This is a genomic window from Methylobacterium sp. ARG-1 (assembly GCF_001262595.1).
Taxonomy (GTDB): Bacteria; Pseudomonadota; Alphaproteobacteria; order Rhizobiales; family Beijerinckiaceae; genus Methylobacterium; species Methylobacterium brachiatum.
This window is the reverse complement of sequence record NZ_LHCD01000003.1, coordinates 280,986-304,911: the sequence shown is the minus strand read 5'-3', so window position 1 is coordinate 304,911 and position 23,926 is coordinate 280,986. Positions and strand designations below refer to the sequence as shown.

16 protein-coding genes and 1 pseudogene are annotated in these 23,926 nt (G+C 67.7%); 7 read left to right on the top strand and 10 right to left on the bottom strand.

The genetic code is table 11. The annotated features are described in order from the left end of the window. Window positions 1–174: 174 nt before the first annotated feature. From AKJ13_RS05085 to AKJ13_RS05065, 5 genes are all read right to left on the bottom strand, one after another. Entirely contained in the window at window positions 175–1,431 is a 1,257-nt protein-coding gene (locus AKJ13_RS05085; RefSeq protein WP_050732372.1) for a hypothetical protein, read from the bottom strand. A gap of 102 nt (window positions 1,432–1,533) precedes the next feature. Further along, on the bottom strand, window positions 1,534–1,830 hold the full coding sequence (locus tag AKJ13_RS05080; protein WP_050732371.1) for a hypothetical protein: 297 nt from the start codon (window positions 1,828–1,830) through the stop codon (window positions 1,534–1,536). Window positions 1,831–2,352: 522 nt separating this feature from the next. Then, complete coding sequence (locus AKJ13_RS05075; protein WP_050732370.1) at window positions 2,353–3,699, bottom strand: NCS2 family permease; 1,347 nt, start codon at window positions 3,697–3,699, stop codon at window positions 2,353–2,355. After that, a complete protein-coding gene (locus AKJ13_RS05070; RefSeq protein ID WP_050732369.1) occupies window positions 3,699–6,431 on the bottom strand; it encodes a molybdopterin cofactor-binding domain-containing protein in 2,733 nt (910 codons plus the stop codon). The genes AKJ13_RS05075 and AKJ13_RS05070 overlap by 1 nt, the downstream gene beginning before the upstream one ends. Continuing rightward, window positions 6,428–7,255: an FAD binding domain-containing protein gene (locus AKJ13_RS05065; protein ID WP_050732368.1), complete on the bottom strand. Its 828-nt coding sequence runs from the start codon at window positions 7,253–7,255 to the stop codon at window positions 6,428–6,430. The genes AKJ13_RS05070 and AKJ13_RS05065 overlap by 4 nt, the downstream gene beginning before the upstream one ends. A 148-nt stretch (window positions 7,256–7,403) precedes the next feature. Here AKJ13_RS05065 and pucL point away from each other — a divergent pair, with 148 nt between their 5' ends. The 4 genes and pseudogenes from pucL (at window position 7,404) to AKJ13_RS30250 (ending at window position 13,242) form a co-directional block, all read left to right on the top strand. After that, on the top strand, window positions 7,404–8,246 hold the full coding sequence (gene pucL / locus AKJ13_RS05060; protein ID WP_050732504.1) for a factor-independent urate hydroxylase: 843 nt from the start codon (window positions 7,404–7,406) through the stop codon (window positions 8,244–8,246). A gap of 793 nt (window positions 8,247–9,039) precedes the next feature. Beyond that, window positions 9,040–10,524, top strand: a complete 1,485-nt coding sequence (locus AKJ13_RS05055; protein WP_050732367.1) for a PAS domain-containing methyl-accepting chemotaxis protein — start codon at window positions 9,040–9,042, stop codon at window positions 10,522–10,524. Between the two features lie 637 nt (window positions 10,525–11,161). Continuing rightward, window positions 11,162–12,313: a glycosyltransferase gene (locus tag AKJ13_RS30255; RefSeq protein ID WP_244471515.1), complete on the top strand. Its 1,152-nt coding sequence runs from the start codon at window positions 11,162–11,164 to the stop codon at window positions 12,311–12,313. A gap of 172 nt (window positions 12,314–12,485) precedes the next feature. Beyond that, window positions 12,486–13,242 (top strand): annotated as a pseudogene (locus AKJ13_RS30250) (IS5 family transposase). A 397-nt stretch (window positions 13,243–13,639) separates the two neighbouring features. Here AKJ13_RS30250 and AKJ13_RS05040 read toward each other — a convergent pair. Next, window positions 13,640–17,371, bottom strand: coding sequence for a vitamin B12-dependent ribonucleotide reductase (locus AKJ13_RS05040; RefSeq protein ID WP_050732365.1), 3,732 nt, complete (start codon window positions 17,369–17,371; stop codon window positions 13,640–13,642). A 514-nt stretch (window positions 17,372–17,885) separates the two neighbouring features. Between AKJ13_RS05040 and AKJ13_RS05035 the strand changes: the two genes are divergently transcribed. Together AKJ13_RS05035 and AKJ13_RS05030 are read left to right on the top strand one after the other, a co-directional pair. Beyond that, on the top strand, window positions 17,886–18,302 hold the full coding sequence (locus AKJ13_RS05035; protein ID WP_082316864.1) for an NADH:ubiquinone oxidoreductase subunit NDUFA12: 417 nt from the start codon (window positions 17,886–17,888) through the stop codon (window positions 18,300–18,302). 216 nt (window positions 18,303–18,518) lie between these two features. Next, window positions 18,519–19,175: a DUF2155 domain-containing protein gene (locus tag AKJ13_RS05030; RefSeq protein ID WP_050732364.1), complete on the top strand. Its 657-nt coding sequence runs from the start codon at window positions 18,519–18,521 to the stop codon at window positions 19,173–19,175. Here the strand turns inward: AKJ13_RS05030 and aat are convergent. From aat to AKJ13_RS05010, 4 genes are all read right to left on the bottom strand, one after another. Continuing rightward, window positions 19,172–19,852 carry a leucyl/phenylalanyl-tRNA--protein transferase gene (aat, locus tag AKJ13_RS05025; protein ID WP_050732363.1) on the bottom strand — a complete coding sequence of 227 codons (681 nt, stop codon included), beginning with the start codon at window positions 19,850–19,852 and terminating at the stop codon, window positions 19,172–19,174. The genes AKJ13_RS05030 and aat overlap by 4 nt on opposite strands. A gap of 88 nt (window positions 19,853–19,940) precedes the next feature. After that, window positions 19,941–21,293: an acetyl-CoA carboxylase biotin carboxylase subunit gene (accC, locus tag AKJ13_RS05020; RefSeq protein ID WP_007559733.1), complete on the bottom strand. Its 1,353-nt coding sequence runs from the start codon at window positions 21,291–21,293 to the stop codon at window positions 19,941–19,943. Between the two features lie 262 nt (window positions 21,294–21,555). Beyond that, a complete protein-coding gene (gene accB / locus AKJ13_RS05015) occupies window positions 21,556–22,026 on the bottom strand; it encodes an acetyl-CoA carboxylase biotin carboxyl carrier protein (protein WP_007559745.1) in 471 nt (156 codons plus the stop codon). Between the two features lie 261 nt (window positions 22,027–22,287). Then, complete coding sequence (locus AKJ13_RS05010; protein WP_050732362.1) at window positions 22,288–23,085, bottom strand: DsbA family protein; 798 nt, start codon at window positions 23,083–23,085, stop codon at window positions 22,288–22,290. 135 nt (window positions 23,086–23,220) lie between these two features. Between AKJ13_RS05010 and AKJ13_RS05005 the strand changes: the two genes are divergently transcribed. Then, a complete protein-coding gene (locus AKJ13_RS05005; RefSeq protein WP_050732361.1) occupies window positions 23,221–23,880 on the top strand; it encodes a DUF1345 domain-containing protein in 660 nt (219 codons plus the stop codon). The last annotated feature ends 46 nt before the right edge of the window (window positions 23,881–23,926 follow it).

Genomic DNA, 23,926 nt, shown 5'->3' with positions numbered 1-23,926 from the left:
ACCCATGGGGGGCGGCCGCACGGGCGCCGCGCACCGTCAGGATCAGAGCCTCGGCGAGGACGGTGCGGCGGGTCGGTGAGAGCGTCGGCATCTCGCGAACAAAAGTACGGGGAGGGGAGGGCCGATCGACCTGCGAAGGCCGCGCTGCTCGCGGACGATCGGCTGTGGCTGCCATCAAGGGCGGGCAGCGCTGGCGATCGTCGCAGGCGGATCGGTCAGCAGGATCGCCCGCAGGGCCCCTGCCGCGCCGGGCCGTGATTGCGCGAGGGCAAGGCGCAGCGCCGCGAATGGCTTCGCGCAGGCCGGTCGCGCCGCGTGATGAACCAGCGACGCGGCGTGGCTCGGTGTATCGTCGCCAGGGCTCACGACCTGCATGTGGGACGAACGCCGCGTGAGGAGCGACGCCAAGCCTGGGGCGCCCGCCCCAACGCGCCTGAGGGCCTCGTCGAGCGCGACGAGGTCGCCCTGCGCAAGGGCATGACAGGTCTCGGCCTCCGCCATGTTCGCGAGGACGAGGCGCCCGAGGGTACGGATGCCCGCGTCGTCGACAGCGCGCAACCGCTGCCGCAGCGCCGCCGACGCGCGCTCGCGCAGGCCCGCAATGGCCTCCGCCTCCGTACGGCCGGCCAGATACCCGTCGCGATACCAGGTGGCGATCGCATCGACCGCCCTGGGATCCAGACCGGACAGGATCGGGAGATTGCGGAGCACTTCCGCCCGGGCCGCCTGCGGACTGGGATCGGCGTCGAGGGTCGAGTCGGGGAACCGGTCGCTCCCGACCATCTCGGTCACGACGCCCGCCTCGCGCAGCCGGAACGGCTCGGGGATCCAGATATCCGCGGGCGCCACCGACATGGTCCGGGTTACGAAATCCGAGGTGAGGCCCGCCGCGAGATACGCCGCGCGCTCGGCGGCGGGGTCGACCGTTTCGATCCGGCCATCCGGTCCCAGTTCATACGGGGCGTGAAACCCGAGTTGCGCCCCCGTTGCCAGATAGCGCGCCCGGCCGCGGACGAACACGAGGGTGCAGGCGGAGGCGCAGGCATCGGGCACGTAGGTCGCGAGCCGCCGTTCCGCGACCAGCGCTCCGAGCGCCACCGCCTCATCGACCAGCCCGCCATCGCTGGTCAGATGGATGCGTTCCACGCCCGGATTCGCCGCCAGCAGCGCCGCCACCTGCGCCGCGACACCCTCGATCAGGTCGCCGGCCAACCGGATATCCCGGCCACCCGGGCCGAGCGCCACGCGCGCTGCCAGTTCGGGCGATCCGTCACCGAACCGATCGGCTTGAACGGCGCGCGCCGGCACGGCGGCGGACACCGCCCCGTCTTCCAGCGGCGCGAACGCAGCGAAACAGGCGGCGCCCATCAAGGCGACGCGCAGAACCGCCCTCGCCGGGTGAGCCCACCCGAACGTCTGGATCGTGTTCATGGCGAAATACTCCAGCCCGGGCCGGCGCGCGTGGGACCGGTCGCGGCGCGCCGCAGCGGTCAGCGCGCTGTCGGGCGTTCGAAGGCGGGGATCCGGCAGAGCCTATTGCAGGTAGGCGACGAACATCTCGGCGACCGCTCGCGCCGCGTAATCCGACGGCGTCTCGCCGCGCCAGACCGGAAACGCGTCGATGATCTCTCGGCCATCGAGGATCTGAGCGACCTCGTCGGCCATCAGCCCTTCGTCGAGGGCATTCGCCAGGGCGGCGCGCCCATGAGCGTGATAGGGCGGCAGACCGCCGGGCCGAGTGCTCTGATCAGCGGATTCGAAGACGAAGAGCCCCCGTGGGGCCGTGTTGTTACGGAACGTCGTGGAATCCAGGGCGCCATGCGTGCGCATCGTCAGTCGTCTCCAAAATCACGCTGTGTGTCGGTATCGGTCTCTCGAACCGACAACACCGCGCCTGAGACGACTGTGCAGCCAAAGTTTTCCGTCCGTCGATACTCACGCGACTCTCCATCCGGCGGGTCTATCGTCTGCTTCCGAGACGAGAGAAGATTAGTGTGTGGGGGCGGAAATGTGTTCCCAAACTTCCGCCTGTATGCAGTCCGGAATCGTCGCTCAAGCGGAGGTCGGGAGCAGGGATTGCTCACGACACGCCGCATGCCGACAGGGCTTATGACGCCGGTCCCCGTCGGCGCGTGCTGAGCGAAGCGGATCGTGCCCTGAAGTAGGCACCAGGGCATCGAGATCAGGCAGATACCCGGTCGCCACCATTGGACCTTGGAGCGGAGGCGCGTTTGCCACCTCGGCGCCCTCGGAATGCCCGCCCGGAGCGGCGCGGATTGGAATCGCGGCGCGGTGTAGCGAGCGCCTTTCCGCTGCAGGCCGGCCGCGAGAACGTCGCGCCGCCCCTTGGCGTCAATGCGCGCCGCCGGTCTCGACGAACTTGAACAGGAACAGGGAGGCGATCACCCAGACGGCCGGCTTCACCTCGCGCGCCCGGCCAGTCAGCAGCTTCAGCGCCGCGTAGGTGATGAAGCCGAAGGCGACACCGGTGGCAATCGAGTAGGTGAACGGCATCAGCAGGGCCGTCACGCAGGCCGGGATCACCTCGGTGGGGTCGTCCCAGGCGAGGTCGACGAGCTCGCGCAGCATCAGGCAGGCGACGTAGAACAGGGCCGGCGCGGTCGCGTAGGGCGGGACGGCGCCCGCGAGCGGCGCGAAGAACAGGCAGGCCAGGAACAGCACTGCGACGGTCGCGGCCGTGAGGCCGGTGCGGCCGCCCTCCGCGACCCCGGAGGCGCTCTCCAGGTAGGCCGTGGTGCTCGACGTGCCGAGCAGCGAGCCCACGAAGATCGCGGCGGAATCGGCCATCAGCGCCCGGTCGAGCCGCTGCATCCGGCCGTCGGTGAGCAGGCCGGCCCGGCTCGCCACACCCATCAGCGTCCCGGTGGCATCGAACAGCTCGACCAGGAACAGCACCAGTACGACGTGGAGCAGGCCGCCCGAGAGCGCGCCGGAGAGGTCGAGGGCGAACAGGGTCGGGGTGATCGCGGGCGGCAGCGAGACGACGCCCTGGAAGGCGTTGCCGGCCCAGAAGAAGCTCAGGACCGTCACGGTCAGGATGCTGCCGAGGAGCGCGGCCTTCACCTTTCGGGCGGAGAGCGCGGCGACCATCAGGAAGCCGATCACCGCCAGAACCGTCCCCGGCTTGTGCAGGTCGCCGAGCGTCACGAAGGTCGCGGGGCTGGCGGCGATGATGCCGGCATTCTTGAGCGCGATCACGGCCAGGAACAGGCCGATCCCGACCGTAAGCGCGATCCGCATCGAGCGCGGGATGCCCTCGACGATGATCGCGCGTAGCCCCGTGAGGGTGACGACCAGGAAGCACAGCCCGGAGATGAACACCGCCCCGAGGGCCGCCTGCCAGGTGAAGCCCATGCCGAGCACCACCACGTAGGCGAAATAGGCGTTCAGACCCATCCCGGGGGCCAGGGCGATCGGGTAATTGGCGTAGAGCGCCATCACCAGGGAGCCGAGCGCCGCGACCAGGCAGGTCGCCACGAACACCGCGCCCTTCGGCATGCCAGCATCGGCCAGGATGCTCGGGTTGATGAAGACGATGTAGGCCATCGTCAGGAAGGTGGTCAGGCCGGCGAGCAGCTCCGTGCGCACAGTGGTGCCGTGCTCGGCGAGCCGGAACCGACGTTCCAGGAAGCCCGCCCGATCCGGCCCTGGGATCGCAGCGTCGCGCTTGATGTCCATCACCCGTCCCCGCTCACGCCGGCCATCACGGCGCGAAAGATCCTGTCGGGCGCGAACGGCGTGGCGGTGAGCCGGGCCCCGGTGGCGTCCCGGATCGCGTTGCCGAGCGCCGCCGCCACCGGATTGTAGGGCGACTCGCTCATCGACTTCGCCCCGAGCGGACCGACGCTGTCATGGGTGTGCGCGAACAGCACCTCGGTGTCCGGCACGTCGGCGCAAGCCGGGATGTGATAGTCGCGCAGCGCCTGCGTGACGACCCGGCCGGCGGCGTCGATCGCAAAATCCTCGTAGAGCGCGGCACCGATCGCCTGAGCGACGCCGCCCTCGACCTGGCCGCGGCACTGCATCGGGTTGATCACCGTGCCGGCGTCCGCGGCGTGGATGCTGCGGAGGATGCGGACCGCGCCGCTCACCGGATGGACCGCCACCCGGAAGGCCTGGACGTTGAACGCCACGGAGCGGGGGCTGCCGTCCGCCCGGCCGCCTGCGGCGAGCGGGCCGAGCGCTGCGAGTGCCAGCGGGCCGCCCGGCGTCTCCACCGCGCCGTTCCCGAGCCGGCACGCTTCCGGCTCAGCACCGGTCAGCGCAGCGGCGCGCCGGCGGATCAGAATCGCCAGCGCCTCGGCCGCGCGCAGCACCGCGAGGCCGGCCACGACGGTCCCGGTGCTGCCATAGGCGCCGGTATCGTGGCCGACCGCATCGGTGTCGGCGCCCGCGACGCAGACGCGGTCGGCCGCGATGCCGAGCGCCGAGGCGGCGATCTGGCGGTGCACCGTGGCGGTGCCGTTGCCGAACTCGGCGGTGCCGACCCGTACGGTGACGCGGCCATCCAGCTCCAGGCTGACCTGTGCGTCGGCGTGGTGGCCGCGCGGCGGGATCGTGTCGATCATGGCTATCGCCATGCCGGTACCCGCGCGCCAGCCGGTTTCCGGCTCCGATCCCGGATCGGCCCGCAGGGCTTGCTGGACGCGGTCGAGGCACTGGTCGAGGCCGTAGCTGCCGTAGACCACGTCGTGCGGCTCGAGGCTGTTCGACACCATCGGGTCGCCCGGCCGCACGGCGTTGATCCGGCGCAGCTCGAACGGGTCGATCGCCAGCGCGCGGGCAACCTCGTCAAGGGCCGATTCCAGCGCGAAGATCGTCTGGCTGAGGCCATAGCCGCGGAAGGCGCCGGCCGGCACCGTGTTGGTGTAGACCGCATAGCCGTCGACCCGCTTGTTCGGGCAGGCATAGACCGCCAGCACCTCGTTGCAGCCGTGGTGGATCACGCCGCCGGCATGGTTGCCGTAGGCCCCCGTGTCCGAGAGCACGTCGAGGCTGATCGCCGTCAGACGGCCGTCCCGGCGCGCGCCGACCTTCACGGCGACCCGCATCGGATGGCGGGTGGTGGTGGCGGTGAACTGCTCCTGGCGGGTCAGCTCCCAAAGCACCGGCCGGCCCGTTCGCAGGACCGCCAGCGCCACCAGATCCTCGGTCAGCATCTCCTGCTTGCCACCGAAGCCACCCCCGACCCGGCCGCAGACCACCCGCACGGAATCCCGCGCCAGGCCGAACAGGTCGCACAGGGCGTCGCGCGTTAGGAACGGCACCTGGCTGCTGGTCCGAAGCGTGAGGCGTCCGTCCGGATCGCGCCAGCCGACGCAGCCATGAGTCTCGAGGGCACCGTGCTGGACCCGCTGCGCGCGAAAGGTTTCCTCGTACACCACATCGGCCTCGGCGAAGCCCGCCTCGACATTGCCGATCGCGCCATGGACTTCGGCCGCCAGGTTCGGGGGGCGCATCAGCGGCGGCGCATCGTGGCCCGGCCGGTCCACGGGATCGTGGACCTTCGGTGCGTCCGGATTCAGCGCCAGGTCCGGGTCGCGGAGCGCGGGACGCAGCGCGTAGGTGACCCGCAGCGCCCGGCATCCAGCCTCGGCGGCCGCGACGGATTCGGCAACCACCGCGGCGACCCGCTGGCCCACGAAACGCAGGATGGGATCCAGCACCATCGTGTCAGCCGCGTCGTCGCGCGGGTCCTGGTGACGGCCGGTGGAGAACCGGCGCTGCGGTGAATCCGCATGGGTCAGGATCGCGACGACGCCCGGGATGGCGATCGCATCCGCGGTGTCGATCGCCACGATCCGGGCATGGGCATGGGGCGAGCGCAGGACCTTGAGATGGAGCGCGTCGGCCGGCGGCGCGTCGAGGGTGAAGCGGGCGCGCCCGGTCACCACCTCGGGAGCGGCCGGGGCAGGCAGGCTCCGGCCGACCGGATCGCTGCTCATGGCCGCGTCGTGATGCGCGATCCCGGCGATGGCGTCCCGGATGGCGCGGTATCCGGTGCAGCGGCAGAGATTGCCCTTCAGGGCAGCGCCGAGATCCCGCTTCTGGCCCTGATCGAGGGCGGCGGCGGTCATGATCATGCCCGGCGTGCAGAACCCGCACTGGAAGCCCTGCGCTGCAAGGAAGGCCGCCTGTATCGGGTGCACGGCGTCGGGGAGAGGATCCTCCGGCCGGCAGGGCCCGGCCAGGCCTTCGATGGTGGTGATGCTGCGTCCCTCGGCCCGGAACGCCGGGAGCAGGCAGCTATGGACGGGCTCGCCGTCGACATGGACCGTGCAGGCACCGCAATCGCCGGCGTCGCACCCCTTCTTAACCCCGAACCAGCCGGCCTCGCGCAGGTAGGTGCGCAGGCATTGTCCGGGGCGCGGCGCACCGGCATGGGCGTGGCCGTTGATCGTGAGCCTCATGCCGAAACCTCGTCGGCCAGCGCCGCGCGGATCTCCTGCGCGAGGTGCACGGTCATGTGGCGGCGCCAGTCCGGGGTTCCGTGCACGTCATCGTACCAGAGGTCGTCCGGGATCGCGTCGGCGAGCGCCTGACGGAGGGTGTCCCGATCCGGCAGGCCCGCGAAGGCGAGGCGCCGGGGCCGTCGGATCGAAGCCGTAACGGTGAGCGCGAAGGCGCCGCCCGAGCCGCGCGTGCCGATCAGAAGCGCGCCGGAACGGCCGTTCGGGCTCAGGCTGATGCGCCGAAACGCGGCGCGGCGGGCCAGAGCGGCCGCGGGCAGGAACAGGCTGCGCAGGATCTCCCCCGGGCGGAGCGCATTCCGCTGCGGCCCGACCACGAAATCCGTCGCCGGCAGATGCCGCTCGGTCCCGTCCGGCGCCCAGATCGTGCAGGTCGCCTCCAGGGCCGCGGCCAGAGCAATCATCGGCCCGGCCGGCAGGGCCATGCACAGGTTGCCGCCCACGGTGGCGACGTTCCAGATCTTGAACGATCCGAGCAGGGCCCGACAGCATTGCCCGATCAGCGGGGCGGCGATCCAGTCCGGCGGGAGCTCCAGCCGATCGAGTTGGGCGATGGTACAGGTCGCGGCCAGGGTCAAACCCTCGGCCGCGATGGTGTGGGACGGCCAGCCGAGTGCCGTCAGGTCGACGAGACGCCGCATCTCGGGCTGCGGCTCCGAGAACAGCCAGGTCCCGCCGGCGAGGCAGGCGTCGCCGGCGCGCCAGTCCGGCAGGTCGGTCCGGGCGCGGGGCCGGATGACGGTCTCGATCGTGTTGAGGTCCACGGCCGCTCCCTGGAATCCTCCCGGCGGGATGCCGGTTAGGCTAGCAATATGTCTGCCGATGCGCTGCCCCGCATTGGAGAAGCGCCTGCTCCCACCCTAAGCTCCCGCTCCGCACGGCCCCGCTCGGGGCGTCCACTCGGGGATCATGATGGCTCTGACGGCATCGCGATACGGCAAGGACCGGGTTCGGGTGATGCGGCTGACCCGCTCTGGCGATCACCACGTCCCGCGGGAGCTGACGCTCTCCGTGCTCCTGACCGGGCGCTTCGACGCCGCCTGGACCGAGGGCGACAACCGCGCCTGCATCGCCACCGACAGCGTCAAGAACATCGTCAACGTGACGGCGGCCAGAAACCTGTCCCTAGACGCGGAAGGTTTCACAGTGGCGGTAGCGCGAGTCCTGCTCGAGACCTATCCGCAGGTGGAGACCGTGATGATCGAGGCCGAGGAGACCTGCTGGCAGCGCCACGCGGTGGACGGCGTCCCGAACGGCCACACCTTCACCCGGGACGGGAATGGGTCCGGCTATGTGGGTCTCGAGGCCACCCGGTCCGGATCGATCCTGAAGTCCGGGATCCGCGGCTACACCTTCATGAAGACCACCCAATCGGGTTGGGCCGGCTTCGTCGCGGACGGCTACCGGACGCTCCCGGACGCCACCGATCGCATCGCCGCCACCAGCATGGACGCGACCTGGACCTGGTCGGCGGCCCCGGCGGATTATGAAACCGCCAATGCCCGGATTCTTGCGACGTTGCTCACGGTCTTCGGCACGACCTACAGCCGGGGCGTGCAGGACAGCATGTACCGGATGGGCGAGGCCGCGCTCGCGGCCGTCCCCGAGGTGGTCGAGATCGCCTTCGTTATGCCGAACAAGCACTACGTGCCGATCGACCTGAAACCCTTCGGTCTGGAGAATCCTGGTACGGTGTTCCTGCCCACCGACGAGCCACATGGCCGGATCGAGGCGACGATCGGCCGAGCCGGCTGACAAGCAGTCGGGTATCGCCCCGGCGAGGTCGGCGCTATCGCGCGACGCGTGCCCGGGTTCGTATGGGGCAGGCGCGGACGAGCACCGCTTGAAGGAACGAAACCGGTCCGACCGCGACGCGGGCTGTGGCGCGACAGCACCTGCGAGATCGCCACGCCCAAGGTTCCGCGCCGACGCAGCCGCCGGAATAGCTGGGCCGACCCCGCAGGTGCGGGATTTGGAGCCGTCCGCCTCACATTCCCGTGACGCGTGCTGAGATGCCGTGCCTGGCCTGCCAGAACTCATGCACGGACACGTTGAAAGCCTTCGCAGTCCCCTGCGTTGTGCGCGCATTCAGCGGCGCGTGGTGCGGCATCGCCGGTCAAGCAGGGCTGCAACCGTCGCGAACGCATGAGCGGCGTCCCAGCCCGGCCGACCACGCCATTCGTATGGGGCGCGGCCACAACAGCGGATCACGTGCATCTAGAGCATGGCATAAACCATCACACGTTATAAAATCAGCTGTTCCAGTAGTGGTTCCGCCCCACCGAGGCATCCATCGACTGCCGGGTTCAGACAAAAGTCAAAGTTCAAGCCTGCAACCGCTGCGTGCGGTTGCGATTTTTTCCTTGGAAATGCTCGAACGGCATCGGATTTGTCATAGTTTATGACGGGTTCGGCGATTTAACCTGCGATCAAGGCGCTTCGGTTACTGGCATCCCAAGACTGCCGATGCTGAGGCGCGCCCGCCGCCGGCATCCCGCATGGCGATGCCGGTCTGCGCCGTGCGACGGGCCTGCATCTGGAGGAAACGATGTTCGATCGCCTGACGGGTGGACGGAGCCAACGGGACAAATGGGCGGCCTTGGACCGGTCGCTGGCCACGATCGAGTTCGCCCTGGACGGCACGATCCTGGACGCCAACACGAACTTCCTGGCGGTCATGGGCTACACACTCGGCGAGATCCGAGGGCGCCCCCACAGCCTGTTCGTCGACCCGGTCGAGCGCGAGAGTGCCGCCTACCGGCAATTCTGGGACAAGCTGCGGGCCGGGACCTTCCAAAGCGCCGAGTACAAGCGCATCGGCAAGGATGGACGGGAAGTCTGGATCCAGGCGTCCTATATCCCGGTTCTCAACCGGGCCGGGAAGCCGACCACGATCGTCAAGATCGCCACCGACATCACGGCGCAGAAGCTGCGCGCCCTCGACCTCGACGGTCAGATCGCCGCCCTTCACCGCTCGCAGGCGGTGATCGCCTTCGCGCTCGATGGGACGATCCTGAGCGCCAACCAGAACTTCCTCGACGCGGTCGGCTACAGCGCAGACGAGATCGTCGGCCGCCACCATGGCGTGTTCGTCACGGATGCGGAGCGGTCCAGCGAGGCCTATCGCGCGTTCTGGGCGGCGCTGGCACGCGGCGAATTCCAGTCCGCCGAGTATCGGCGGATCGGGAAAGGCGGGCGGGAAATCTGGATCCAGGCGACCTACAACCCGATCAATGACGGCAATGGTCGGCCCATCAAGGTGGTCAAGTTCGCAACCGACATCACCGCGCAGGTCCGTGAACGCCAGCGCCGGGCCGAGGCCCGGGAAGCGATCGATGCGGATCTCGACGCGATCGGGCAGGCCGTCACGGATGTGACGCGGCAGACCGGGACGGCCGCCGATACCGTCGGTCGGGTGTCCGACGACATCCAGGCGGTCGCCTCGGGTGCGGAGCAGCTCTCGATCTCGGTGAACGAGATCAGCCGCCAGGTGAGCCACGCCGCCTCGATCGCCGGGCAAGCGGTGACCCAGGCGCAGCACACCGGCAGCATCGTGGCCGGCCTGAGCGATCAAGCCACCCAGATCGGCGACGTGGTCGGCCTGATTGCCGGCATTGCGGCGCAGACCAACCTGCTGGCGCTCAATGCCACGATTGAGGCGGCTCGGGCCGGAGAGGCCGGCCGCGGCTTCGCGGTGGTCGCCTCGGAGGTCAAGGCCCTCGCCGAGCAGACGGGCCGGGCTACGGACCAGATCCGCGGCCAGATCGCCGCGACCCAATCGGCCACGCAGGAGGCCGTGGGCGCGATCGATACGATCCAGGGCACGATCCGGACCCTGAACGAGGTCTCCTCGACCATCGCGGCCGCGGTCGAGGAGCAGTCGGCGGTGACCCGCGAGATGTCCGGCAGCATGCAGACGGCCTCGCACGGCGTTTCCAGCATCGCGGCCGGCATGGACACGATCGCCCGAGCCACCGAGCAGGTCGATCGCGCAACCCGACAGGTCCGGGAAGCCTCGCGCGCCGTGGGGTGAGTTGGCCGGCTCAGCAATCGCCGGCGCTCCGGAATGGAAGGATCCGAAGCGCCGGTGATTCGATGGATGGCGGCGAGGCGTCGCTGCGTCACGGACGACATGTTTCCCGGAACAGGGCCGGTTGAATCGGCGGTTCACGATCACCCTGAACCCGCGCGTATCGGCTGGATTCAGATCTCTGCTAATGCCGTCACCGTTACAGCGGAGCCGGCCGGCGTTTCAGCGAGCGGTGCCGGGACGTCCAGCGCCGCCCGTAAGCAGCTTCCTGAAGCACATCATCGAATAAGCGCGATTGTCGGGCTGGCCAGACCGGACTGATGTGCCGATCGATTGCTTCGAAATTTCCGGATCTCCAATTCATCAAATTTCAGGCGTCATGCCTCAGTATAATTTATCTTGTCTGGGTTAAAATAAAATCTTCTTGCGTCGTGATGCAGGGATTACGGAAACAATAGCTTCAAATTATGAATCAGCGATCTTCATAAAACGGAACATTCACAGTCCATCGACGTTTGCGCGCTTTGCGAAAGTCCCGGCGTCACGATACAAGCTGGAATCACGTCACCGGGTCCTGCTTGTCCCAGCGTCAGGAAATGTTTCGAAGATGACTCCGTCCGGTCAAAAGATATGCTTGTCGATGATCGTCAAGAACGAAGCGGCGGTTATTCGACGCTGCCTCGATTCTGTTAGGCCGGTTATTGATCATTGGATCATCGTCGACACCGGTTCGACGGACGGAACGCAGGACATCATCCGCGCCGCCATGGCCGATATGCCAGGCACCCTGGTGGAACGCCCCTGGGTCGATTTCGCCTACAACCGCACCGAGGCCCTGGATCTTGCCCGGCCGCATGGCGACTATACGCTCGTCATCGATGCAGACGACGTGCTGATTAGCCCGGACACCGAGCTGGCCGTCGCGGCTGGCTTCGTGATGCCAGACTTGGATGCTCCCGGATACAATTTTCAGATCCATGATCTGACAACACGATATCATCGCCCACAATTATTCAAGAACACGATGCCTTGGTGTTACCGAGGCGTTCTCCACGAATTTGCGGACTGCAAAGAGTTGGCCTGGACCGGCACTTTGCCGCTTGCAATGAAGCGGGGCCATGACGGCGCGCGGAGGCGTGACGATAGAACCTATATACGCGATTCTGAGATACTAGAGAAAACTTTAAAAATCGAAAAAGATCCGTTTCTAATTTCTCGATATACTTTCTACCTTGCCCAGAGCTATCGAGACTGTTCCGAGCATCGGAAAGCGCTCGAGGCTTACCTCAGGCGCACCAAGCTTGGATTTTGGGATGAAGAGATATATGTCAGTTACTTGGATGCGGCTTTATTGATGGAAAACCTTGATGAGCCGTTTGATAGGGTGACTGCCACTTACGATCAGGCCATCGCCGTCATCCCTCGGCGCGTCGAGGCCCGCTACCACGCCAGTCGATATTGCCAAAGCAAAAATCGGTACGTTGAGGGATATCACTACGCAGAGGCTGGTCTCGACTTGAAAATGCCGGCGGAAGGGGTTTTTCTTCAGCCCTGGATGTATGCGTATGGCATACAAGACAAATTTGCAGTGAACGCTTTCAATACGGGTCAATATCGCGCTTGTCTTGCTGCTTGCCTCGCTGTGCTAGGATGTCCAAGCCTACCAGCCGAAGATCGTCCGCAGCGCGTCGAGCTCGCTCGTAAAGCACTCGCGAAGATGGTTGATCCAGCCTGGGGCGCTAATCATGCATCTTATGTTGCTGTGTATAGTCCAGACTGGAAGTTCACCTAGCATGACAGTTGCATTATTATCTTGATTCAGCCCCCCTGCGTTTCCATGATTTGCGCATCATGGACCTCGGAGACCTTGAAAGAGGCAGCGCTTGGGTGTGAACCGCACCAAGCTGTTGCAGGGTTTGTCGTTTTGTGATTCCAGGCGGCCGTTTTGCGGCCTGGAGGTGGCGATGGCGGACCTGTTCTGGCTCTCGGACGAGCGTGGGCGGTGATCGAACCGTTCATGCCCAGGGGTCAACCCGGACCCGAGTGGAGGGACGACCGGCAGATCATCTCCGGCATTCTGCACGTGCTCACCTCGGGCTGCCGCTGACGCGACTGCCCAGCGGAGTATGGGCCGCGCACCACCGTCTACAACCGGTTCAGCAGGTGGTCCCGCCGCGGCTTCTGGAAGGCCATGCTGGCGGATCTGGCCAAGGCCGGGTGGGCAGGCGACGCAGCCGCCCTCGATAGCACCTATGTGCGGGCCCACCGCGCCGCGCACGGCGGCAAAGGGGGGCGAAAGCGCAGGCCATCGGGCGCTCGCGCGGCGGCCTGACGATCAAGATCCACGCGCTCACCGATGTCCTCGGCCGCCCCGGCGTCCTGCTGCTGACGCCCGGCAACGCCAGCGACGTGACGACTGCGCCGGCGGTGTTGGCCGAAGCGCCCGGCTGGATCCGGCGTCTGGCTGCCGACAAGGGCTACGATGCCGACTGGCTGCGCGCCGACCTGCGAGCGCAGGGCATCACGTCGGTCATCCCGGGTCAGCGCGGTCGCAAGCGAGGCATCCGCCACGACAAGCGGCGCTATCACGAGCGCTGGCGGATCGAGGCCACCTTCAATCGCCTCAAAGACGTCCGCCGCGTCGCGACCTGCTACGACAAGCTCGCCCGCAACTATGCCTCAGCCGTCGCCCTCGCCGCCGTCATCGCTTTCTGGTGCTGATCGAGTCCAGACCCTAGCACGCGGTACGGTCGCATCGACTTTTCGGGTAGGGCAGCGGCGAGCTACTGCGCATCATCCATCTTGAATTCCTTCCACCCCTTCTGAACTACGGCTAAGCTCGATCCCGTTTTGTTCCTTGATGCATCCAGCGGCGGGCTGCACCCGCCGCTGTGTCCTAGTTTCGTTAGACTAAGCTCTCAGCTGTTTCCCCGGCGCCAGCCCACCAAGGATGCTCTCCGAGATGATGCAGTTCCGGGCCGAGGGCTGCAGCGAGCTAGCTGAAGTCTAAACACTAACTCGCCCAGAAAAATCAAAGCGCGGTCAGTGCTTTGCCAACTATCCCCTAGACGATGGACAAACTATAGCCCGTCGGACAACACGACGCAACACGGCATAATTAAGAGCACCCTGTTGTACTTCCGCAGGTGTCGCATTTCAGGCAGGTGCCGTTGCGGACCAGGGTGAAGTTCGCGCATTCCGGGCAGGCCTCGCCGACATAGCCCTTCATCTTCGCCTCAGCGCGGCGGTCGGCCACCGTGCGTTCCGCCTTGGCGAAGGGGAGGGTGTCGGCGATCGTCTCGGCCTGAGCGGCGACCGCGGGCTCTGCCTTCAGCGCAGAAGTGCCGTGGATCGCGTGGACCGTCCCGCCGGCCGGGGCCGTCTGTCCGGTGCTCGGGGCTCCGACGCCGACCGCGCCGCCCGCCGGGCCGCCCTGGATCAGGGTGAGTCGGTCGGCCGAGCCGCGCAGCAGGCCGCGCGACACGATCGAGGAGGCCGGGGCGGGCTTGGGGCCCTCGCGGGTCGTGTCGGCCGTCTCGCCCCCGCCGATCACCGTGCCGCCGATCTCGGCGGGGCTGACATGGGCTAGGTCGGCGCGGCCCAGATACGAGACGGCCAGCTCGCGGAACACGTAGTCGAGGAGCGAGGTCGCGTTCTTGATCGCGTCGTTGCCCTGCACGAAGCCGGCCGGCTCGAACCGGGTAAAGGTGAAGGCCTCGACATATTCCTCGAGCGGCACGCCGTACTGGAGGCCGAGCGAGATCGCGATGGCGAAGTTGTTCATCAGGCTCCGGAAGGTCGCGCCCTCCTTGTGCATGTCGATGAAGATCTCGCCGAGGCGGCCGTCGTCATACTCGCCGGTACGCAGGTAGACTTTGTGGCCGCCCACAACCGCCTTCTGGGTGTAGCCCTTGCGGCGGGCCGGCAGCTTCTCGCGGGAGCGGATGTGCTCGACCCGCTCGATCACCCGCTCGACGATCTTCTCGGCGACCTGTGCGGCGCGGGCGGCGGCCGGAGCCTGCAGCACCGCCTCCAAGGCGTCCTCGGCCTCGTCGTCCTCATCGGCGATCAGGGCGGCGTTGAGCGGCTGGGAGAGCTTCGAGCCGTCGCGGTAGAGGGCGTTGGCCTTCAGCGCCAGGGTCCAGGACAGGCGGTAGGCCGCCTTGCAATCCTCGACGGTGGCGTCGTTGGGCATGTTGATCGTCTTGGAGATCGCGCCCGAGATGAACGGCTGGGCCGCCGCCATCATGCGGATGTGGCTCTCCACCGAGAGGTAGCGCTTGCCGATCCGGCCGCACGGGTTGGCGCAGTCGAAGACCGGGTAGTGCTCGAGCTTGAGGCCCGGCGCGCCCTCCAGCGTCATCGCCCCGCAGATATGGGTGTTGGCGACCTCGATGTCCTTCTTCGAGAAGCCGAGGAACGGCAGCAGCTCGAAGGTCGGATCAGACAACTTCTCGGCCGGGACCTTGAGGGTCTGGGTCAGGAAGTCGTCGCCGAGCGTCCAGCGGTTGAACACGAACTTGATGTCGAAGGCCGACTTCAAGCCCTTCTCTACCGCGGCGATCTTATCGTCGGTGAAGCCCTTGGCGCGCAGGGTGGTCGGGTTGATCGCAGGCGCCTGGCCCATGGAGCCGTGGCCGACCGCGTAGGCCTCGATCTCGGCGATCTCGGATTCCCGGTAGCCCAGCGCCCGCAGCGCGTCCGGCGCCGCCTGGTTGATGATCTTGAAGTAGCCGCCGCCGGCCAGCTTCTTGAACTTCACCAGGGCGAAGTCGGGCTCGATGCCGGTCGTGTCGCAATCCATCACGAGGCCGATCGTGCCGGTGGGCGCGATGACGGTCGTCTGGGCGTTGCGGTAGCCGTGGGTCTCGCCGAGCTGGAGCGCCCGGTCCCAGGCCGCGCGGGCATGAGCGCCGAGATTGTCCTGCGGGATGTTGACGTGGTCGAGCGGCACCGGGGCGATGCTCAGGAACTCGTAGCCCTCGGCCTCGCCGTGGGCGGCGCGGCGGTGATTGCGGATCACCTTCAGCATCGCGTCGGCATTGTCGTCGTAGGCCGGGAACGGCCCGAGCTCGGCCGCCATCTCGGCCGAGGTGGCATAAGCCACGCCGGTCATGATCGCGGTGAGGGCGCCGGCGAGCGCGCGGCCCTCATGCGAATCGTAAGGCAGGCCCATGGTCATCAGCAGGCCACCGATATTGGCGTAGCCGAGGCCCAACGTCCGGTAGCGGTAGGACAGCTCGGCGATCTCCTTGGACGGGAACTGCGCCATCATCACGGAGATCTCGAGCACCACCGTCCAGAGGCGGTTCAGGTGCTCGAACGCCTCGACGTCGAAGCGCTTGGTCTGCCGGTCGTACATCGTCAGCAGGTTGGCCGAGGCCAGGTTGCAGGCGGTGTCGTCCAGGAACATGTACTCGGAGCACGGGTTCGAGGCCCGGATCCGGCCGCCCGACGGGCAGGTGTGCCAGTCGTTCATCGTGGTGTTGAAGTGCAGGCCCGGATCAGCCGAGGCCCAGGCGGCCTCACCGATCTTCTCCCACAGGTCCCGGGCCTTGAGGGTCTTGGCGGTCTTGCCGGTGGTGCGCTGGGTGAGGTGCCAGTCGGCGTCGGCGTCGACGGCGCGCAGGAAGTCGTCGGTCAGCGAGACCGAGTTGTTGGAGTTCTGGCCGGCGACCGTGAGGTAGGCCTCGGAATCCCAGTCGGTGTCGTAGACGGGGAAGTCGATCTTGGTGAAGCCCTGGCGGGCGAACTGGACGACGCGCTTGATGTAGGCGTCCGGCACGGAGGCCTTGCGGGCGGCCTTGATCTCGCGCTTCAGCGCCGGGTTGCGCTCGGGATCGAAGCAGGCGTCGCCCTCGGCCTCGCACTGGGTGCAGGCCTTCATGACCAGGCCGAGATGCTTTGAGACGACCTTGGAGCCGGTCACCAGGGCGGCGACCTTCTGCTCCTCCTTCACCTTCCAGTCGATGAACGCCTCGATATCCGGGTGATCGATATCGACGATCACCATCTTGGCCGCGCGGCGGGTGGTGCCGCCGGACTTGATCGCGCCGGCCGCCCGGTCGCCGATCTTCAGGAAGCTCATCAGGCCGGACGACTTGCCGCCGCCGCCGAGCTTCTCGTTCTCGCCCCGAAGCGCCGAGAAGTTGGAGCCGGTGCCCGAGCCGTACTTGAACAGGCGCGCCTCGCGGACCCACAGGTCCATGATGCCGCCCTCGTTGACGAGGTCGTCCTGGACGCCCTGGATAAAGCAGGCATGCGGCTGCGGGTGCTCGTAGCTCGAGGCCGAGCGGGTCAGCTCACCGGTGCGGTAATCGCAGTAGAAATGGCCCTGGCTCGGGCCGTCGATCCCATAGGCCCAATGCAGGCCGGTGTTGAACCATTGCGGCGAGTTCGGCGCCACCATCTGCTTGGCGAGCATGTAGCGCAGCTCGTCGAAGAAGGCCGAGGCGTCCTCCTCGGAGGAGAAGTAGCGGCCCTTCCAGCCCCAGTAGGTCCAGCAACCGGCGAGCCGGTCGAACACCTGCGTGGCCGAAGATTCCGAGCCGATCCGCTCCTCCTCGGGGAGTTCGGCCAGCGCGGCCTCGTCGGCGACCGAGCGCCAGAGGAAGGAGGGGACGTCGTTCTCCTCGACCTTCTTCAGGCGGGCGGGCACGCCGGCCTTGCGGAAATACTTCTGGGCCAGCACGTCGCTGGCGACCTGGCTCCAGCTCTCTGGGACGTCGATGCCGTCGAGGCGGAACACCACCGAGCCGTCGGGATTGCGGATCTCACTGAGGGCCTTGCGGAACGGAATGCCGGTGTAAGGCGACTGTCCGGCCGTGGTGTAGCGACGCTCGAACCGCATGAAACACACCTCTCCCGTCGGGACACGCGTGTCCCGGCCCCGCTGAACGCGGAGTCGATGCCCAATAAGGGGGTCGCGTTCACCCGCGCCCGGAAGCCGGGCACGCGGCGAATCTGCGAAGATGATTCAGGGACGGTCGAACCTGCTTAAACGCACCACATGGGCGGCGCGACCGATGCAGAGACATTACCGCCGCCATCGCTCTCACGTCAACAAGTGGTGTGCGGCCAGCTGGTTCCCCGCTAGATGTTGTGCTGGCAACCAAAAGTCTGTGGATATCCCGGCCACCCCGGATAAGTGCCCTTCCGGCATTCGGGATTCGGATCGGAAAAATTTTCAATCCACACCCTAAAGTAGAGGCACCTTCGGGCGGCCCGCGAATACGCCGCAGATGGCCGAACCGGGCGTGGCCGCGCAGCGACAGTTGGGCCGAACCGCTGGACTCGCGGGCGTGCGCTCACCATAACGGCGCGACGAAGCGCCCGTGCGGCGTGGCTTGATACCGGGACCGGCGATGGCGCTGAAGGACACTTTGCTGCGCGTCTTCACGTGGTGGAACGGCCAGACCGTCTCGCTGGCGCTCCAGACCGCGCGCTCCGGCATCTTCGTCGGCGAGGACGAGCTCGGGAACAAGTATTACAAGGCGGAAGGCGCGCTGATCGACCGCTCGGTCGGCTCGGAGCGTCGCTGGGTTATCTATAACGGCTACGCCGACGCCTCGAAGGTGCCGCCCGGCTGGCGCGCCTGGCTGTGCCACAACGTCGACCTCGCCCCGAGCGAGGAAGATTACACGCCGCGCCCCTGGCAGAAGCCGCATGTCGAGAACCAGACCGGCACGCCGAACGCGTACCGGCCGCAGGGTTCGCAGCTCTCCTGGGGCTCCCGCCCGGCCGCGACCGGAGATTACGTGTCCTGGAGGCCGGGCGAGTAAGCCTCTTCGGCCGGCGGTGCCCGGACGCCCTTTTGCCGCCACCGTTCCGGTGTTCTGGTAGGCGATCCGATCCGACCGCCGCGCCCGTGACGGCGCGACCGGCCTCCCTCTAGCGTCGCGTTCCGGATCCGGGACGCGGTTCTGGGGTCCTTGTTTCGCATCGTCGTCGTCCGAAGGCCGGCCGCCGCTCGGGACGATGCTTTAGGGGTCCGAGCCTTGAGCCGCACCAAAGCCCTCGCACGCCCCGTCCTGACGGCCGCCCTGGCGCTCGGCCTCTGCGCCGGCCCGGCCGCCGCCGACAAGATCAAGAACCCGACCGCGGTCTTCTCCGGCCTCGACAAGATCACCGGCCGCATCGTGTCCTTCGAGGTCGCGGTGGACGAGACCGTGCAGTTCGGCTCGCTGCAGATGACACCGCGGGTCTGCTACACCCGGCCGCCGACCGAGAGCGCCAAGACCACGGCGTTCCTCGAGGTCGACGAGGTCACGCTCGACAACAAGTATCGCCGCATCTTCACCGGCTGGATGTTCGCGTCGAGCCCGGGCCTGCACGCGATCGAGCATCCGATCTATGACGTCTGGCTGGTCGACTGCAAAGGCGGCAGCGACGTGATCGCCGAGGCGAAGGAGCAGGAGGACGTGCCGGCGGTGGCCGCCAAGCCGGAGCGGACGAAGCGCGCGGGCCGGGATTCGACCAAGACCGCCCAGCAGCTCAACGCCGCCGGCCAGGTCGATGTCGAGGCGCCGCGCGGCGTGCCGGTGCAGCCGCGCCAGAAGCCCTCGCGCAAATTCTTCCCGTCGAACGAAGGCCCGGCTCCGGCCCCGCCGGCTCCGCCGCAGCCGCAGAATCTGTTCGACGCGATCTTCCGCTAGGTCTCGACGGCGCCAAGAGCCGCCAGCACCTGCGCGCCCGGCACGGAGCCGTCGCAGGGCCAGACGTTCCAATCCGCGCCCTGGTCGAGGGCTGCCGCCAGCCGCCGCTTGTAGATGTGCCGCGGCAGCTCCTCGGCGCCGAATTGCGTGAGGTGGTCGGTCACGAACTGCGTGTCGGCGAGCCGGTAGCCGCCGGCGCGCAGGCGGCCCATCAAGTGGACGAGGGCGACCTTCGAGGCATCGCGCACCTCGTGGAACATGCTCTCGCCGAAGAAGGCTGCGCCCAGCGAGACGCCGTAGAGGCCGCCGACCAAGCGCCGCTCCGCCCCCGCATAGACCTCCACCGTGTGGACGTGTCCGAGGTCGAACAGCGCGCCGTAGAGCTCACGGATGCGGCCGTTAATCCAGGTCTTCTCGCTGTCCCGGCGCGGGGCGGCGCAGCCGGTGATCACCCCGTGAAAATCGGTGTCGCAGCGGACCTCGAACTGGTCGGAGCGCACCGTCCGGGCGAGGCGCCGGGACACCCGGAATCCGTCGAGGGGGAGGACGCCGCGCGCCCGCGGCTCGACCCAGTACAGGGTCGGGTCGCTCGCATCCTCGGCCATCGGGAAGATGCCCGCCGCGTAGGCCTTGAGCAGGATCTCGGGGGTGATGTCCACGCGGGTCGGATCGTGCATGAGGCGAGTGTCGCGCGGGCTCGGTCCAAATGCCAGAGCCGGCACCGGCCGCGATCGCCGCAAGGGCGGTGTCTGATCCCGACCGGGATCAGACCTTCATCCCGCCATCGTCCAAAAAGTGCTCGAGCCAGTGGATGTCATAGAGGCCGTTCTGGACGTCCGGGTTGCGGACGAGCGTCCGGAACAGCGGCAGGGTGGTGTCGATGCCGTCGATCACGAACTCGTCCAGCGCCCGGCGCAGGCGCATCAGGCACTCGTTGCGGGTGCGCCCGTGGACGATCAGCTTGCCGATCAGCGAGTCGTAATGCGGCGGGATCCGGTAGCCCTGGAAGGCCGCCGAATCGACCCGGACGCCGAGGCCGCCGGGGGTGTGGTAATGGGTGATCTGCCCGGGGGACGGCCGGAAGGTCTCCGGGTGCTCAGCATTGATCCGGCACTCGATGGCGTGCCCCTCGACCTTGATGTCAGATTGCGAGACCGAGAGCGGGCCGCCCGAGGCGACCTGGATCTGCTCGATCACGAGGTCGATGCCGGTGATCATCTCAGTCACCGGATGCTCGACCTGGATGCGGGTGTTCATCTCGATGAAGTAGAACCGCCCGTCCTCGTACAGGAACTCGACGGTGCCGGCGCCGAGATAGCCCAGCTCCTTCATGGCGTTGGCGCAGATGCCGCCGATCTCGGCGCGCATCGACTCGTTGAGCGCCGGCGAGCCGCCTTCCTCCCACACCTTCTGGTGGCGCCGCTGCAGTGAGCAGTCGCGCTCGGCCAGATGGACCGCGCCGCCGCGGCCGTCGCCGAGCACCTGCACCTCGATATGCCGGGGCTTCTCCAGATACTTCTCCAGATAGACCGCGTCGTCGCCGAAGGCGGCCTTAGCCTCGGAGCGGGCCATGCCGATCGCCTGCTCCAGCTCGGCCTCGCTGCGGGCGACCTTCATGCCCCGACCGCCGCCGCCGGCCGCCGCCTTGACCAGGACGGGGTAGCCGATCTCGGCGGCCACGCGCTTGGCCTCGTCGGCATCCTCGACGCCGCCCTCCGAGCCGGGCACGCAGGGAATGCCGAGCTTCACCGCGGTGCGCTTGGCCTCAATCTTGTCACCCATGGTGCGGATATGCTGCGCCTTGGGGCCGATGAAGCCGATCTGGTGATGCGCCAGAACCTCGGCGAACCGGGCGTTCTCCGACAGGAAGCCGTAGCCCGGATGCACCGCATCCGCCCCGGTGATCTCGCAGGCCGCGATGATCGACGGGATGTTGAGGTAGCTGTCCCGGGCCGAGGGCGGCCCGATGCAGACGCTCTCGTCGGCGAGCCGAACATGCATGGCGTCCGCGTCGGCGGTGGAATGAACCGCCACGGTGGCGATCCCGAGTTCCTTCGCCGCCCGCAGGATGCGCAGGGCGATCTCGCCGCGGTTCGCGATCAGGATCTTGTCGAACATCGAACCCTTAGAGCGTCCAGGCGATCCGACGGGACCGCGCAGGATGATCTATCCTCTTGTTGCGCGGCGTTTTCCAGGCCCGAAGCGGCAGCCGGTCCGGCGGAAGACGCCCAAAACACCCTGCGCCGGGGCAATCACCGCCTCGGCGCGGGACGCGGACCGAAGCACGCAGCGGATGCACCGCCCGGCACTTCGCGAAAAGCTCTGTCGTCGCATCCACTTCACCCGCGAGCCGGCCGGAGCCGGTTGCCGGGACGATGCGTCAGGAGATGACCAGCAGCGCCTCACCGTACTCGACCGGCTGGCCGTCCTCGACGAAGATCGCCGTCACGGTGCCGGCGCGGGGCGCCACGATCTCGTTGAAGGTCTTCATCGCCTCAATGAGCAGCAGCTTGTCGCCGACCTCGACCTTCGAGCCGACCTCGATGAACGCCTTGGCCTCGGGGGAGGGGCGCAGATAGGCGGTCCCGACCATCGGCGACGGCACGGAGCCGGGATGCGCGCGGGCCGGCTCGGCCGGCGCCAGGGCGCCGGTGGGCGGCGCCACCGGGGGCGGCGCGAGGGCGGCGGCCGGGGCAGGGCCCGCGACCTGGACGTTCACGGGTTCGAGCCGCCGCACCACGCGGATGCGCAGGTCGCCCTTCTCGACTTCGATCTCGGACAGGCCGGTCTCGGTCACGAGGTTGGCGAGTTCGCGCACGAGCTCGGGGTCGATGGGATCGTTCTTGGGCATCCGGCCTTCTTCGTATCGCGCCGCGGCGGTCGGTTCATCCGGCATGCGCGCTGGCACTCGATCACAGCCTCATGGCTGGCGGCTCTTAGCGCATCGTTCCGGGGATCGGAACCGGCCCGATGCGCTAGAACTTTGGATTTGCATCGTCTTTTTCCGAAAGGCGGCAACCGCCTTCCGGGATGACGCTCTAGCCGAAGGCGGCCCGGCGCGACAAGACCGCGCCCTCCGCCATCCGCCGGTGCTTAGGTCCGGCCCGACGCCTCAGCAGGAGGCGTGGCCGCATTGGCGTACATCCGCGATGGTCTTGCGGATCGGATCGACGCCGACGGCGCCCGGAATCACCTCGTCGCCGATGATGAAGGCCGGCGTGCCGGACAGTCCGAGTCGGTCCCCCAGGCCGCGATTCTCGCTGAGCGCGGCCTTCACCTCGGGGGAGGCCATGTCCTTCTGCAGCTTGGTCGTGTCGGCGCCGAGGTCCTTGGCGACCTGGATCGCCCGGGCGCCGTTCACCCGGCCCTTGGTCTCGAGCAGCTTCTGGTGGAATTCGAACAGCTTGTCGCCCTTGAGCTGCTGGCGCACCGCGATGGCGACCTGGCTGGCCTCGAGCGATTCCGGGCCGAGCACCGGGAAATCCTTGATCACGACCCGCAGCTTCGGGTCGGTCTTGATCAGGGTCTGCACGTCCACCAGCGCCTTGCGGCAATAGCCGCAATTGTAGTCGAAGAACTCGACCAGCGTGACGTCGCCCGTCGGGTTGCCGGCGACGACGTCGTGCGGGCCGTTGATCAGGGCCTCGCGGGCCTCCTTAAGGGCCGCCGTCTGGGCGAGGCGCTGCGTCTCGGCCTGCTGCTTCTCGGCCTCGGCCAGGGCCTCCTGCAGCACCTCGGGATGCTTGATCAGGTAGTCCTTGACGATCGCCTCGATTCCGGCGCGCTGCGCGTCCGTGAACGAGGCCGCAGCAGCCGGAGCGGCGGATTGTGTGGCGTCCTGCGCCGAAGCCGGGACGGCGGCGAGACCGAGCGCCAGGGCCAGCGCGGGCAGGGAGCGGTTGAAGAGCATGGATCCTCGCTTGCGCGGCAAGCCGGCCCGCGCGTGGCGCGAGCGGTAGATGGTGGGTTAGGCGTTTTCGCGGCGCCGGGTCAAATCACGAGACCGGCCCGCAGATCCCGCCCGCCGCGCGCAATCCGGTCCGCCATGTTCAAGCTGTTCCGCGCCTTCTGGCTGCGCCCGCACCTGCTCTGCGCGATCCTGGTGGCGATCGCCGCCGCCCTGCTTGTGCCGGGCCTCGACCCCGGAATGCGGCTGCTGACCGGCTGGTGCGCCGGCGTGATCGTCCATGCCGGGCTGGTCGTGCGACGGGCGACCGGGCAGAGCCGGGACGCCATGCGCCGCGAGGCCGCACGGCTCGACGACAGCGCCGGGGTAATCACGATCTTCGCCCTGCTGGCGTCAGCGGCGAGCCTCGGCTCGGTGGCGGTGCTGGTGGTCGGCGGCCGCATCGCCGGACCCGGCGAGCGCTATGCCCTCGCGCTCGCCGGCGCAAGCCTGGTCTGCACCTGGGTGTTCGTGCAGATGATCTTCACCGTGCACTACGCCCACGTCTATTACGGCACTGAGGATGAAGCCGGCGCCGAGCGCGGCGGCCTGGACTTCCACGGCGAGATGGAGCCGGATTTCTGGGACTTCCTGTACTTCACCGTGACCATCGGGGCGGCGGCCGCGACCTCGGACACCAATCTCACCAGCAAGCGCATGCGGCGGATCGCGACCGCGCAGACGATCGGGGCCTACCTGTTCAACACCGGGATCCTGGCGCTGGTGGTCAACATGGCCGCCGGCCTCGCGCCGCACTGACGCCAGTTGAGGCCGGGGCCGCCAGGGGCTAACCCCGGATGTCCGT

What these genes read in the sequence shown, in the direction of transcription:
- AKJ13_RS05085 (WP_050732372.1), bottom strand. Translation starts at nt 1,431, where the DNA reads ATGAACACGATCCAGACGTTCGGGTGGGCTCACCCGGCGAGGGCGGTT.
- AKJ13_RS05080 (WP_050732371.1), bottom strand. Translation starts at nt 1,830, where the DNA reads ATGCGCACGCATGGCGCCCTGGATTCCACGACGTTCCGTAACAACACG.
- AKJ13_RS05075 (WP_050732370.1), bottom strand. Translation starts at nt 3,699, where the DNA reads ATGGACATCAAGCGCGACGCTGCGATCCCAGGGCCGGATCGGGCGGGC.
- AKJ13_RS05070 (WP_050732369.1), bottom strand. Translation starts at nt 6,431, where the DNA reads ATGAGGCTCACGATCAACGGCCACGCCCATGCCGGTGCGCCGCGCCCC.
- pucL (WP_050732504.1), top strand. Translation starts at nt 7,404, where the DNA reads ATGGCTCTGACGGCATCGCGATACGGCAAGGACCGGGTTCGGGTGATG.
- AKJ13_RS05055 (WP_050732367.1), top strand. Translation starts at nt 9,040, where the DNA reads ATGTTCGATCGCCTGACGGGTGGACGGAGCCAACGGGACAAATGGGCG.
- AKJ13_RS30255 (WP_244471515.1), top strand. Translation starts at nt 11,162, where the DNA reads ATGATCGTCAAGAACGAAGCGGCGGTTATTCGACGCTGCCTCGATTCT.
- AKJ13_RS05040 (WP_050732365.1), bottom strand. Translation starts at nt 17,371, where the DNA reads ATGCGGTTCGAGCGTCGCTACACCACGGCCGGACAGTCGCCTTACACC.
- AKJ13_RS05035 (WP_082316864.1), top strand. Translation starts at nt 17,886, where the DNA reads ATGGCGCTGAAGGACACTTTGCTGCGCGTCTTCACGTGGTGGAACGGC.
- aat (WP_050732363.1), bottom strand. Translation starts at nt 19,852, where the DNA reads ATGCACGATCCGACCCGCGTGGACATCACCCCCGAGATCCTGCTCAAG.
- accC (WP_007559733.1), bottom strand. Translation starts at nt 21,293, where the DNA reads ATGTTCGACAAGATCCTGATCGCGAACCGCGGCGAGATCGCCCTGCGC.
- accB (WP_007559745.1), bottom strand. Translation starts at nt 22,026, where the DNA reads ATGCCCAAGAACGATCCCATCGACCCCGAGCTCGTGCGCGAACTCGCC.
- AKJ13_RS05010 (WP_050732362.1), bottom strand. Translation starts at nt 23,085, where the DNA reads ATGCTCTTCAACCGCTCCCTGCCCGCGCTGGCCCTGGCGCTCGGTCTC.
- AKJ13_RS05005 (WP_050732361.1), top strand. Translation starts at nt 23,221, where the DNA reads ATGTTCAAGCTGTTCCGCGCCTTCTGGCTGCGCCCGCACCTGCTCTGC.